Here is an 11,725-nt window from a genome sequence, read left to right as displayed (position 1 = left end):
CCGCTGTGGGCAGTCGTGCCGCTGGGGCGGCACGGGTGGGCACAGCGGCACCCCCGACGGCGGGCAGCCCCTCAGTCCACCTCAGCCACAGCCTGCGCAAACTGAGCCTGATACAGCCGCGCATAAGCCCCGCCAGCGGCAAGCAGCGTCTCATGCGAGCCCTGCTCGACAATCGCCCCGTTCTCCATCACCAAAATCGTGTCCGCATCCCGAATCGTCGACAGCCGATGCGCGATCACGAACGACGTCCGCCCATCCGCAAGCCTGGCCATCGCCTTCTGGATGAGCACCTCCGTACGGGTGTCGACCGAACTCGTCGCCTCGTCGAGCACCAGGATCACGGGATCGGAGAGGAAGGCCCGAGCGATGGTGATCAGCTGCTTCTCGCCCGCGCTGACCCCCGTGCCGTCGTCGTCGATCACCGTGTCGTAGCCGTCCGGGAGGGTGCGGATGAAGCGGTCCGCGTGGGCAGCCCGCGCCGCCTCCTCGATCTCCTCACGGGAAACGTCCTTCGCCGCCCCGTACGCGATGTTCTCCGCGATGGTGCCGCCGAACAGCCAGGTGTCCTGGAGGACCATGCCGATGCCGGAGCGCAGTTCGTCGCGGGACATCTTCGCTATGTCGACGCCGTCCAGCGTGATCCGCCCGCCCGTGACCTCGTAGAACCGCATCAGCAGATTGACCAGCGTGGTCTTGCCCGCGCCGGTCGGGCCGACGATCGCGACCGTGTGGCCGGGCTCCACGGTGAGCGACAGGCCGTCGATGAGCGGCTTGTCGGGCTCGTAGCGGAAGGACACCTTCTCCAACGCGACGCGGCCGCACAGGCGTTCGGGCCGCTCGTCCGGTACGGGGTCGGCCTCCTGCTCCTCGGCGTCGAGGAGCTCGAAGATCCGCTCGGCGGACGCGATGCCGGACTGCACGAGGTTCGCCATCGACGCCACCTGCGTGAGCGGCATCGAGAACTGCCGCGAGTACTGTATGAAGGCCTGCACGTCACCGATCGACAGCGAGCCTGACGCGACGCGCAGCCCGCCGACCACGGCCACCAGCACGTAGTTGAGGTTCGACACGAAGAACATCAGCGGCTGCATGATGCCGCTGTTGAACTGCGCCTTGAACCCGGCCTCGTACAGCGCGTCGTTCTGCTCGGCGAACTGCTTCGCCGACTCCTCCTGACGCCCGAACACCTTCACCAGCGTGTGGCCGGTGTACATCTCCTCGATGTGCGCGTTCAGCTTGCCCGTCGTACGCCACTGCTGCACGAAGTGCGGCTGCGACCGCTTGCCGACCTTCGTCGCGACCACGAAGGACAGCGGCACCGTCACCAGCGCGACCAGCGCGAGGAGCGGTGAGATCCAGAACATCATCACCAGCACGCCGATGATGCTCAGCACCGAGTTGACGAGCTGTCCCATCGACTGCTGCAGCGTCTGGCCGATGTTGTCGATGTCGTTCGTGGCGCGGCTGAGCACCTCGCCGCGCTGCCGCTTGTCGAAGTACGACAGCGGCAGCCGCGACAGCTTCGCCTGGATGTCCTCGCGCATCCGGTACACGGTCTTGTTGATGGCGTACGTCGACAGCCGCGTGGCCACCAGCATCAGCAGACCGGACACCAGGAACGTGCCGAGCGCGAACAGCAGTACGGAGCCCACGGCGCCGAAGTCGATGCCCTGGCCGGGCGTGAAGTCGACCCCGGCGAGCATGTCGGCGATGCCCGAGTCGCCGCGCTCGCGCAGGCCCTGCAGCGCCTGCTCCTTGGTGGTGCCGTCGGGCATCTGCCGCCCGATGATGCCCGCGAAGACCAGGTCGGTCGCCTTGCCCAGTATCCACGGGCCGAGCACGGACAGCGCGACGCTCAGCACACCGGCCGCCAGCATCGCGTACATCGTGGTGCGCTCCGGCTTGAACTGGGCGATCAGGCGCTTGCCCGACCCCTTGAAGTCCATCGAGCGCTGGTCCGGGCCGCCCCCGGCCATCATCCGTCCTCCGGGCCCGGCCATCAGGCTGCCTCCGCTTCCGTCAGCTGGGAGAGCACGATCTCCCGGTACGTCTCGTTGTCCGCCATCAGCTCGTGGTGGCGGCCCGTGCCGACGACGCGTCCCTCGTCGAGGACGATGATCCGGTCGGCGTCGCGGATGGTGGCGACCCGTTGCGCGACGATCACGACGGTCGCCTCGGCCGTCTCCTGCGAGAGAGCCGCGCGCAGGGCGGCGTCCGTCGCATAGTCCAGGGCCGAGAAGGAGTCGTCGAAGAGATAGATCTCGGGCTTCTGCACCAGCGTCCGCGCGATCGCGAGCCGTTGCCGCTGTCCGCCGGAGACGTTGGTCCCGCCCTGTGCGACGGGCGCGTCCAGGCCGCCCTCGAGCCGCTCGACGAACTCCTTGGCCTGCGCCACCTCCAGCGCGTGCCACAACTCCTCGTCCGTCGCGTCCGGATTGCCGTAGCGCAGGTTCGTCGCGATGGTCCCGGCGAAGAGGTACGGCTTCTGCGGTACGAGGCCGACCGTCTTGGCCAGCAGCTGGGGGTCGACGGTCCGTACGTCCACGCCGTTGACGAGCACCTCGCCGTCCGTGGCGTCGAACAGCCGCGGCACGAGGCCGAGCAGCGTCGACTTGCCGCTGCCCGTCGACCCGATCACGGCGGTCGTCTCACCGGGCTTCGCCACCAGATCGACGGCCTTCAGGACCGGCTCCTCGGCACCCGGATAGCGGAACCCGGCCGCACGGAGCTCCAGATGGCCGTGGCGCCTGAGCTCCCGTACCGGAGACGCCGGAGGCACCACGCTGCTCTCGGTGTCCAGGACCTCCTGGATGCGTTCGGCGCAGACGTCGGCCCGCGGCACCATCATGAACATGAAGGTGGCCATCATCACGGACATCACGATCTGCATCAGATAGGCGAGGAACGCCGTCAGCGCGCCGATCTCCATGCCGCCGCTGTCGATCCGGTGCGCACCGAACCAGACCACCGCGATCGACGAGACGTTCACCACGGTCATGACGATGGGGAACATCAGCGCGAGCAGCTGGCCCGTACCGAGCGACACCTCGGTCAGCTCCTCGTTGGCGCCGCGGAAACGCTCCGTCTCGTAGGCGTCCCGGACGAAGGCCCGGATGACGCGGTTACCCGTGATCTGTTCGCGCAGCACGCGGTTCACGGTGTCCAGGCGCTCCTGCATCGTCCGGAAGAGCGGCCGCAGCCGCCGCACGATGAGACTCACACCGATGCCGAGGAGCGGGACGACCGCCAGCAGCACACCGGACAGCGGCACGTCCTGACCGAGCGCCATGACGATGCCGCCGACGCACATGATGGGCGCCGACGCCATCAGAGTGAATGCCATCAGGACGAGCATCTGCACCTGCTGCACGTCGTTCGTGGTCCGGGTGATCAGGGACGGCGCCCCGAAGTGGCCCACCTCACGTGCGGAGAACGACTGCACACGGTCGAAGACCGCGGCGCGGACGTCGCGTCCGAGCGCCGACGCCGTGCGCGCGCCGTAGTACACCGCGCCGATGTTGCAGGTCATCTGGACCACGGTCACCGCGAGCATGAAGGCGCCGTAGCTCAGGATGTAGCCGGTGTCGCCCTTCACGACACCGTCGTCGATGATGTCCGCGTTGAGGGTGGGCAGATAGAGGGTCGCGGAGGTCTGCAGCAGCTGCAGCACCACCAGCAGGGCGATCGGTTTCTTGTACGGACCGAGGTAGGTCCGCAGAAGTCGTATGAGCACGCTTCGTCTCTCGGTGTCGGCAGGAAGGTAGGTGCACCAGACACGGATCGGTGCACCACCCCACTATCGTCCGACACTCCACCTGCGTTACCTCAAGCAATTACGCCGGGAGCGCCACCCATGATTGCCTCATGATTGCCCCAAGAACGGTCCAAATAGGGCGAAAAGCGGGGTCGATGCGAACAGCCGATCGCTCGCACCGGCGCGCCCGTCAGCCGAACGCAGCCGGATGGGTCTGTTCCCGCACCGCCGTGAACTGCTGCCGCACCGCCTGACCAACCGCCAGTTCCTCACCGAGCTCGAACACCTGGGCAGTAGCGCCCTGCCAGGCCGGCGGGGTACGGGCGTCGAGCGTGCCCTGCGAGACGCCCAGCGCCCAGGCCGCCTGCCGCGCCGCGCCGAGCGCCGCGTAGTCCGCAGGCTGCGGCACGACGACCTGCACGCCGAGCAGCGACGGCGCCGCGGCCTGAACCGCGGTCAGTTCCGCGGCCGCGCCCAGCAGAAAGACCCGGCGCACCTCGACACCCCGACCGCGCAGCACGTCCAGCGCGTCCGCGAGCCCGCACAGCATCCCCTCGAACGCTGCACGCGCCAGGTGTTCGGGCTTCATCGACTCCCGCCGCAGCCCGGCGAGCGTGCCCGCGGTATGCGGCAGATGCGGGGTCCGCTCGCCCTCGAGATACGGCAGCATCACCAGCCCGTGCGAGCCCGGCGTCGACTTCAGCGCCAGCTGCGACAGCCCCTCGAGGTCCACGCCCAGCAGCTCCGCCGTCCCGCGCAGGACCCGTACGGCGTTGAGCGTGTGGACCACCGGCAGATGCCCGCCCGTCGCGTCCGCCAGCGACGTGATCATCCCGGTGGAGTCGGTCAGCGCCTCTTGGTGCACGGCCATCACCGAACCGGACGCCCCGAGCGACACCACCGCGTCGCCGAGCCCGACCCCGAGCCCGAACGCCGCCGCCATCGTGTCGCCCGTGCCGGCCGAGATCAGCAGCCCCTCGGGCGTGGTGCCCGCGGCCTCGGCGGGCCCGATCACCTCCGGCACCGCGGCCCCGTGCCCGAGCGCCATCTCCACCAGATCCGGCCGGTACGCACCCGTCGCCGCCGACCAGTAACCCGTGCCCGACGCCCCGCCCCGGTCCGTCGTACGCCGAGCGGGCCGCCCGAGCAGCTGCCACACCAGCCAGTCATGCGCCTGCAGGACCGCCGCCGTGCGCTGTGCGGCCTCGGGCTCGGTCTTCGCCAGCCAGCGCAGCTTGGTCACCGGGTGCGCGGCCCCCGGCACACAGCCGACCGCTGCCGCCCACGCGTCCCGGCTGCCGAGCTGGTCGATCAGGTCGACGGCCGCGACCTGGGCCCGCTTGTCGTTGCCCACGATCGCGGGCCGCACGATGCCGCCCTGCGCATCCAGCGGCACGACCCCGTTCTGCTGCGCGGAGACGCCGATGGCCTGCACCCCTTCGAGCAGCCCGCCGCCGGCGGCCTCGCCCAGGGACAGCAGCCATGCCTGCGGATCGATGTCGGAGAGCCGCCCGCCGTCGCCGCCCCCCGGGACGGGATGAGGGGCATACCCCTGCCTGAGCACGGCCCCCGTGTCCGTGTCACAGACGACGATGCGAGTGAAATCGGGTGAACTGTCCAGCCCGGCGACTATCCCCATGGCGGAAATTCTGCCCCACGGAGGGACGTGTTCCGTACCACAGAAGGCCAGCCCGCCCGGCGACCAATCAGCCCGTCCGGCGCTTGAGGACGAGCCCGAAGGGCGACACGGGGGCCTGGGGGCGGAGCCCCCAGACAGGGGGGGCACCAGCTCAGGTATTGCTGGTGCCCCAGTCATCGTCGGTGCCGGTGCGCTCGCGCAGCGCCCGTACCCGCTCGGTCACCGAGTCGGGCACCCGGTCGCCGACCTTCTCGCCCACCACGTGCAGGGCCCTGCCCGCATAGACACGGCTCTGCTGGGCCGCCGACTCGGCGGCATTGCGGACGGCCGGGTTCTGCGCGAAGGACCGGGCGGACTTCTTCAGCTCCTCGTAGCGCTCCCGTCCGGCCCGCGTCCCCAGCACGTAACCGAGGACGACCCCGGCGATGAATGTGAGCCGGTAGCGCATGGCTGCCACCCTTCCCTTGCGTCGGCGTCGCAGTCGGTCGCGGAAGTACCGATTGGCGGAGCACCCCCCTGCTTGCGCTAATGTATGTGCTGCAGCGAGCGCGCGCCGCCTGGCGAATACCCAGGTAGGTACGTTCGATGCAACGAGGCGATCCTCCGTAGCTCAATTGGCAGAGCAGCCGGCTGTTAACCGGCAGGTTACTGGTTCGAGTCCAGTCGGGGGAGCTCGATCCTCCGTAGCTCAATTGGCAGAGCAGCCGGCTGTTAACCGGCAGGTTACTGGTTCGAGTCCAGTCGGGGGAGCTCGATCCTCCGTAGCTCAATTGGCAGAGCAGCCGGCTGTTAACCGGCAGGTTACTGGTTCGAGTCCAGTCGGGGGAGCAGCCGGGAAGGACCCCTCAGGGGTCCTTTTTCATGTCCGATCCGGGTCTCCGGGGCATGGCTGCCCCGTCCGCGGGAACCGCGTGGGCATGCCTGGAGTCCTCATGGTCGCGGCTAGGCCGACCATGGGACGCAGGAGATCGTATGAACGGCTATGCTGCGGCAGACGGCGCGTACAAATGTGCGCGACGCGCCGTAACGGGGCGGTAGCTCAGCCGGTTAGAGCAGCGGACTCATAATCCGTCGGCCGTGGGTTCGAGTCCCACCCGCCCCACGTGCGCACACTTTCGCAGGATCGTTTTTACCTGCGACAACGCAAGAACGAGGGTCGCCACGCGGGCGTGGCGACCCTCTTCACTCGCTTAGACCAAGATCCAGGGGCCCTACAGCCGGACGGCGCCGAGACGGGCTACGAGGTCCTATGCCGCCGTCCTGCGGCTTTTGATCTTGGCGGGAGGCTTCGGGGTTCCGTTGGTGGAGGGCAGCAGACTCCACCCTTCGAGATCGGCGCCCGCCGTGCGATCTATGAAGAAGCGATCAGCGTGAAGTGTGGCTGCTGTCCCTCCTGCACTGATCGCTGAGGTGGTCGACCCGCGTGACCTCGAGGCCGGCGTGGGCACAGTGCTCCCGGATCCATTTCCCCAGCTCGTTGCCTTGGGGGTAGCAGCGGCAGCGGGTCTCGTCCTCGTCCGTCCTGTCGCGCTGCGGCGTATGGCACAGCAACCCCTCACCCGCGAGGGCAGTGATGCGCTGATCGGCAAGCGGGCCGAGGTCATGCAGGAGGTCACGGCAACCCACGGCCTGATCAAACTCTCCGGCGAGGAGTGGTCCGCCCGCGCCCTCGACGAGAGTCTGGTGATACCGGTGGGAGCGTTGGTAGACGTCATGGAGATCGAAGGCGCCACGGCCATCGTCTACCCCCGCGAACTCCTTCCGTGAACGGCTGAACACACAGCAACGGAGGCACTGTGGAACCGGTTGTCATCCTCACCGTCGTTCACGATGCCCTGATGAGCTGTTCCACCAGGTGGGCGGCCGTGACAGCGCCGACCAAGTTGACCTGGTCGCCGTCGCGTTCAACGACGGCGACCAGCGGGCTGTGCGTGGGGCCATGAGTGCGGCGATCTGCGGAACGCCTGCGTCGGTCCCACGACGGGGGGCCTGAACCTGCGGCGCGGCAGCCAGTCGGCGACCGTGCGGCCGACCATCTGCTCCAGTGCTTCGTCGAGGTGACGGTCGCTGATGGTGGCGGCGACCAGGGGATCGTCCAATGAGTAGTCGGGTACCAGGCGTCCGATGAGCTGGGAGCCGGGCACGATGGCGTACGGCTGGCCATCCGGGTCGACCACCAGCAGTGCGGGCAGTCGGTGCTCGGCCAGGAGCCGGGCCGCCTCGGTGGCGTCGTCGTCCGTGGACACGAATGGGTAGGGCTCGGCGAGTTCACGTGCCGACATGGTCGGTCTCCTTCGCGGCGGGGGCGGTGTCCTCGTCCTTGCGGGCCGCGGGCACTCCCGCCAAGTCGTCGACGTGGAAGAGGCGTGCGATGGGCACGTCGGTGCTGCTGTGCGCGACGATCGAGAAGGCGATGCACACGGCGATGAGCGTGTACGCCTCCTGGCCCTGCGGTATCCCGGCCTGCAGGACCAGGAGTCCGTAGACGACCGAGGCGAAACCCTTGGGCCCGAACCAGGCCGCGACCAGCTTCTCCCGCCGGTCGAAGCGTGTGCCGAGCAGCGAGATCAGCAGCGAGGCGGGGCGGATCAGGACGATCGCGAGGATGACCGCGATGTATCCGCCGATCGACAGGTCGCCGAAGAGCTGCGGGGTGAGCAGCGCGCCGAAGACCAGCAGGGCCGCGAACTTCGCCAGCTCGGCCAGTGCCTCGCCCAGTGGTTCGAAGGCTTCCTTGGCCTCCGGAGAGCGGGCGGTGAGTACCGCGCCCGCGGTGAAGGCGGCCAGGTACGGGTTGGCGTGGGTGAGGTGGCACGTCGCGTACAGGATCACGCCGATCGCGAGGGGGAGCAGGGGCTGGAGCTTCGGCTCCGCGCCGAGTAGGCGGAAGCGTACGAGGGCGATGACGGCCATCGGCAGGATGACGCCGAAGGCCAGCCCGAGGACGAGCTCCAGGGCGATCTTCGTCAGGGAGGACTCCGCGTGGCCGGACGTCGGACCGGCCGCGGCGATGAAGATGAGCACGACGGGGAGGGCGAGGCCGTCGTTGATGCCGCTCTCCACGTTCAGCAACTGGCGGAGTTTCGCGGGGACTTCTTTGCGGCCCACGATGGCCGAGGCGAACACCGGGTCGGTGGGCGCGAGTACCGCGCCGACCAGCAAGGACGTCGTCCAGTCCAGGCCCGCCAGGTAGTGCGTGACCAGTGCCATGCCGACGAAGGCGAGGGGCATCCCGAGGCCCAGCGCGCGGGCGGGGTTCTTCCAGTTGGCGCGCAGTTTCGGGAAGGAGACGTGCATGCCGTCGGTGAACAACACGGCGAACAGGGCGAGATCGGCCGTCACGGACACCATCTCGCTGTCCGGGGTGATGTGGATCAGCCCGAGGAAGCCGTCACTGACCAGCGCACCGCCGGCCAGGAAGAGGAAGGAGGTGGACAGCACCGTGCGGGCCGCGAGACCCGACAGGAGTACCGCGACGAGCAGCGCCACTCCGAATACTGCGATGAGCACCATGGCCAGAATCCCCGATCGACAAAGAGACCTGTAGTAAGACCGCCGACCAGGCTTCCCGGCACACCGCTGGGAACCCTAACCGTTCTTTACGCGGCAATGACGGGCTCTTGGCGGACACTTACTGGGGCCGAGACTGCCGGAGACCGGCATGGTGAACCCTTCGCGTGCGTCGTCAGTCTGGTGAGCCCCCGGTGGGGTGGTCGCGGGCGCGAGGGGAAGCCTGCGTCGCGCGCAGGGTGGATCTGCTGTCATCGCGTGGTGCCTGTGCCGTTGCCTACGGTGTGTCGGATGGCAGCAGCCCGACGAAGTGGCAGTTGTGGCCCGAGCAGCAGCGGCATGAGGAGAAATGGCAGCACGATGGGGAGACCGAATGCGCGCAGCCGCATCCGCCGCTGCGAAGAAGCGAAATACGGACCGCCATGGGGCTAAATGCGACACATGTGCAATGTTGCTTCGATTCCGTAACGGAGCGGCGGGCGTGCTGAATCGGCGCGTGAAACGTTGCATAGGCTCAATGAGGAGTGAAGCCGGTTCCGCGGCTTTCAGTCCGGTACGTCTACGTCGTCACGTCCGGGGGGGACCATGCCTGAGGGGAACACTCGCACGTACCAGGTGCTGGCGGCCCTCCCGTACGTGGTCATGGCGCTGGTCGCGGCGGCGGATGTCGCCGCAGGCCCGGATGTGGGCCTGCTGTCCCTGGTGTCGCTCGGGCCTGCTTTCGCGGGGCTGGTGGGGAGCTGGCGGCGTACGGCACTGATCGGCGTACTGGCCCTGGCGGTGTGCTCTCTGCTCGCCGTCTACGACGGGCAGTTGGGGGAGCGACGCGGATACACGGCGCTGGTCTGCGTCGCCGGGGTGACGGTGGCCGGCCTTGCCGCCGCAGTCATGCGAGGCCGCCGGGACGCCGAGCTGGCGAGCGTCCGGTCGATCGCCGAGGTCGCCCAGCGCGTGCTGCTGCGACCGGTGCCGCGCAGTGCGGGGCATTTGCGCGTGGCGGTCTCGTACACGTCGGCGGTCGCCGAGGCGCGGATCGGCGGCGACCTGTACGAGGTGGTCGCGTCGCCCGGCGGAATCCGTGTGATCATTGGTGACGTACAGGGCAAGGGACTCGAAGCGGTCGAGACCGCGGCGCATGTGCTGGGTGCCTTCCGGGAGGCCGCGCACGACGAATCCGAACTGGCAGGTCTGAGCGGACGCCTTGAGCGCGCCATGGACCGACAGCTGCAAGGGGAGAAGTTCGTCACCGCGCTGCTCGTCGAACTCCGCGACGACAACGAGCAGGTGACCTTCCTCAACTACGGGCATCCCGCCCCCATGCTCGTACGAGCCGATGGCACGACCCATTTCCCCGAGCCGCCGCAGTACGCACTGCCGCTGGGGCTCGGCATCCACGGAGCGGGAGGACCCGAGCCCTTCTGCGTGGACTTCTCGCCCGGTGACCAGATCCTCCTCTACACGGACGGCGTCACCGAGGCCCGCGACGGCGCGGGCGCCTTCTATCCCCTCGGCGAGCGCACCGCCCTGCTTAAGGACCCGGACCTTCAAGGGGCATTGGAGGCATTGCGTGCGGACTTGGTGCAGCACGCCGAAGGGCCGTTGCACGACGATGCGGCGATGCTGCTGCTGCGGTACCGCGATCCGTGACCAGGAGTCGATGCGAGCTGCGGACGCGGCGCTTTCAGAGCCCGTGGCACCGAGAGGAGAAACGCTCGTGAGAGTCCATGGTGCTCCTGAGAGGTATCAGGAAGCACGTCCAGGGTCGTGGCCGCAGCGTGCTGTGTTTCTGGCGAAGGGCATCTCCAGTTCCTCGCTCATAGCTGCGAAGAACGCGCGCCCCTGAGTCGACTGGCGTGAGGTCGCCCAGGTGTAGCCGGGCGCCGAGGCCACCGCGGCTTGGAGGGCTTCCCGCCCCATGCCTCGGCCCTGCAGAGGGCCGGTGATCCAGATGTGCTCCACACGACCTGTCCGGCAGAGGCCGCAGGTCCGGTACTTGAGGCCGCCGACGATCCGGTCCCGGTCGTCGGTGAGCACGATCTGTGCCGCACCGCCGGGCTCTTTCGGTGGAACCCGGCGCATATGGACCGCGGCCGTACGCGGAGGGCGGCGTCGCACGAGCCAGTTCACCGGTCACCGCCGTCAGTGTCGTGCAGGACTCGGCAGAGGCCGATCTCGCGCAACGTGGACAGTGCTCTGTCGTTGGCATGGGTGATCCGCAGATGCGAGCCCTGAGCACGGGCAGCCGCAAGAGCCGCGAAGAAGGACGCGCAGCCGTCCGGGCTGAGATAGGTCACCCGAGCCAGATCGACCTCGAGTACGTCCGGTCCGACTCTGACCGCCTTGAGTAGACGCTGCCCGATGGCGTTGGCGTTGCGCGCGTCGATCTCGCCGCGCAGTCGGACCACCTGGTGTGCGCGGTGGCGCTTCGGCCGGAATCGGCGGCGGAGGCGGAAGCTGTGCATGAGGGCTCCAGGGGCAGGGGAATGCTTCCGCCGACCAGACTTCCCGGCACGCCTGTCTGCGAGCCTATAGCCGGGATCCGTGGCCCGACTACCTTGCGCCTTCGCTGCGCGGCTCCGAATGAGCCTTCTCGGCTCACTCCGACGATCTTGTTGGGCCGTTCGTCGAGCGAGGTCACCGCAGCGCCAAGCACCTACAGATCCACGTCGAGATGGCCGTATGCCGCAGGCCCTCGCTCGGGCTTCCGGATTCCGGCAATGGTCCTCACCCCCGTTGGAACGCGAGCGCGACCCGTGCGTTAGAAAGACGTCAGCGAATCATCAAGAGGACGGGTGGGCGTGGCCGAGCAGAACCAGGGCATA

The 11,725-nt window shown here is 68.4% G+C and carries 9 protein-coding genes, 4 tRNA genes and 1 pseudogene; 6 read left to right on the top strand and 8 right to left on the bottom strand.

The genetic code is table 11. The annotated features are described in order from the left end of the window. Nucleotides 1-71: 71 nt before the first annotated feature. The 4 genes from STSP_RS30995 to STSP_RS30980 form a co-directional block, all read right to left on the bottom strand. The gene (locus STSP_RS30995) at nucleotides 72-2,000 is read right to left on the bottom strand and encodes an ABC transporter ATP-binding protein (RefSeq protein ID WP_067284335.1); all 1,929 of its coding nucleotides are present in this window, start codon (nucleotides 1,998-2,000) and stop codon (nucleotides 72-74) included. Then, on the bottom strand, nucleotides 2,000-3,733 hold the full coding sequence (locus STSP_RS30990) for an ABC transporter ATP-binding protein (protein ID WP_067284334.1): 1,734 nt from the start codon (nucleotides 3,731-3,733) through the stop codon (nucleotides 2,000-2,002). Before STSP_RS30990 ends, STSP_RS30995 begins: the two co-directional genes overlap by 1 nt. A gap of 211 nt (nucleotides 3,734-3,944) precedes the next feature. Beyond that, nucleotides 3,945-5,393, bottom strand: coding sequence for an FGGY family carbohydrate kinase (locus tag STSP_RS30985; protein WP_067284333.1), 1,449 nt, complete (start codon nucleotides 5,391-5,393; stop codon nucleotides 3,945-3,947). A 151-nt stretch (nucleotides 5,394-5,544) separates the two neighbouring features. After that, nucleotides 5,545-5,841, bottom strand: coding sequence for a hypothetical protein (locus STSP_RS30980; RefSeq protein ID WP_067284332.1), 297 nt, complete (start codon nucleotides 5,839-5,841; stop codon nucleotides 5,545-5,547). A 151-nt stretch (nucleotides 5,842-5,992) separates the two neighbouring features. On the opposite strand from STSP_RS30980, the gene STSP_RS30975 reads away from it, so the two are divergent. The 5 genes and pseudogenes from STSP_RS30975 to STSP_RS30955 all read left to right on the top strand — a co-directional run. After that, nucleotides 5,993-6,065: transfer RNA gene (locus tag STSP_RS30975), tRNA-Asn, on the top strand. Nucleotides 6,066-6,070: 5 nt separating this feature from the next. Beyond that, nucleotides 6,071-6,143 (top strand) — tRNA-Asn (locus STSP_RS30970). 5 nt (nucleotides 6,144-6,148) lie between these two features. Further along, a tRNA-Asn gene (locus STSP_RS30965) sits at nucleotides 6,149-6,221 on the top strand. A 200-nt stretch (nucleotides 6,222-6,421) separates the two neighbouring features. Continuing rightward, nucleotides 6,422-6,495 (top strand) — tRNA-Ile (locus STSP_RS30960). 293 nt (nucleotides 6,496-6,788) lie between these two features. Next, nucleotides 6,789-7,160 (top strand): annotated as a pseudogene (locus STSP_RS30955) (NfeD family protein); the annotation flags it as partial. Between the two features lie 137 nt (nucleotides 7,161-7,297). Here STSP_RS30955 and STSP_RS30950 read toward each other — a convergent pair. Together STSP_RS30950 and STSP_RS30945 are read right to left on the bottom strand one after the other, a co-directional pair. Further along, complete coding sequence (locus STSP_RS30950; protein ID WP_078067640.1) at nucleotides 7,298-7,675, bottom strand: CBS domain-containing protein; 378 nt, start codon at nucleotides 7,673-7,675, stop codon at nucleotides 7,298-7,300. Further along, nucleotides 7,662-8,906, bottom strand: coding sequence for a cation:proton antiporter (locus tag STSP_RS30945; protein ID WP_067284331.1), 1,245 nt, complete (start codon nucleotides 8,904-8,906; stop codon nucleotides 7,662-7,664). Before STSP_RS30945 ends, STSP_RS30950 begins: the two co-directional genes overlap by 14 nt. A 582-nt stretch (nucleotides 8,907-9,488) precedes the next feature. On the opposite strand from STSP_RS30945, the gene STSP_RS30940 reads away from it, so the two are divergent. Then, nucleotides 9,489-10,550, top strand: coding sequence for a PP2C family protein-serine/threonine phosphatase (locus STSP_RS30940; protein WP_067284330.1), 1,062 nt, complete (start codon nucleotides 9,489-9,491; stop codon nucleotides 10,548-10,550). A gap of 96 nt (nucleotides 10,551-10,646) precedes the next feature. Here STSP_RS30940 and STSP_RS30935 read toward each other — a convergent pair whose 3' ends face one another. Both STSP_RS30935 and STSP_RS30930 read right to left on the bottom strand, forming a co-directional pair. Beyond that, nucleotides 10,647-10,937, bottom strand: a complete 291-nt coding sequence (locus tag STSP_RS30935; RefSeq protein WP_067284329.1) for a hypothetical protein — start codon at nucleotides 10,935-10,937, stop codon at nucleotides 10,647-10,649. 89 nt (nucleotides 10,938-11,026) lie between these two features. Then, on the bottom strand, nucleotides 11,027-11,365 hold the full coding sequence (locus STSP_RS30930) for an STAS domain-containing protein (RefSeq protein WP_067284328.1): 339 nt from the start codon (nucleotides 11,363-11,365) through the stop codon (nucleotides 11,027-11,029). Nucleotides 11,366-11,725 lie beyond the last annotated feature (360 nt).

The sequence above is a fragment of the Streptomyces jeddahensis genome, assembly GCF_001642995.1.
Lineage (GTDB): Bacteria > Actinomycetota > Actinomycetes > Streptomycetales > Streptomycetaceae > Streptomyces > Streptomyces jeddahensis.
Note: the sequence above shows the minus strand (reverse complement) of the source record. Positions and strands in the feature narration are given on the sequence as shown.

What these genes read in the sequence shown, in the direction of transcription:
- STSP_RS30940 (WP_067284330.1), top strand. Translation starts at nt 9,489, where the DNA reads ATGCCTGAGGGGAACACTCGCACGTACCAGGTGCTGGCGGCCCTCCCG.
- STSP_RS30950 (WP_078067640.1), bottom strand. Translation starts at nt 7,675, where the DNA reads ATGTCGGCACGTGAACTCGCCGAGCCCTACCCATTCGTGTCCACGGAC.
- STSP_RS30980 (WP_067284332.1), bottom strand. Translation starts at nt 5,841, where the DNA reads ATGCGCTACCGGCTCACATTCATCGCCGGGGTCGTCCTCGGTTACGTG.
- STSP_RS30945 (WP_067284331.1), bottom strand. Translation starts at nt 8,906, where the DNA reads ATGGTGCTCATCGCAGTATTCGGAGTGGCGCTGCTCGTCGCGGTACTC.
- STSP_RS30995 (WP_067284335.1), bottom strand. Translation starts at nt 2,000, where the DNA reads ATGGCCGGGCCCGGAGGACGGATGATGGCCGGGGGCGGCCCGGACCAG.
- STSP_RS30930 (WP_067284328.1), bottom strand. Translation starts at nt 11,365, where the DNA reads ATGCACAGCTTCCGCCTCCGCCGCCGATTCCGGCCGAAGCGCCACCGC.
- STSP_RS30985 (WP_067284333.1), bottom strand. Translation starts at nt 5,393, where the DNA reads ATGGGGATAGTCGCCGGGCTGGACAGTTCACCCGATTTCACTCGCATC.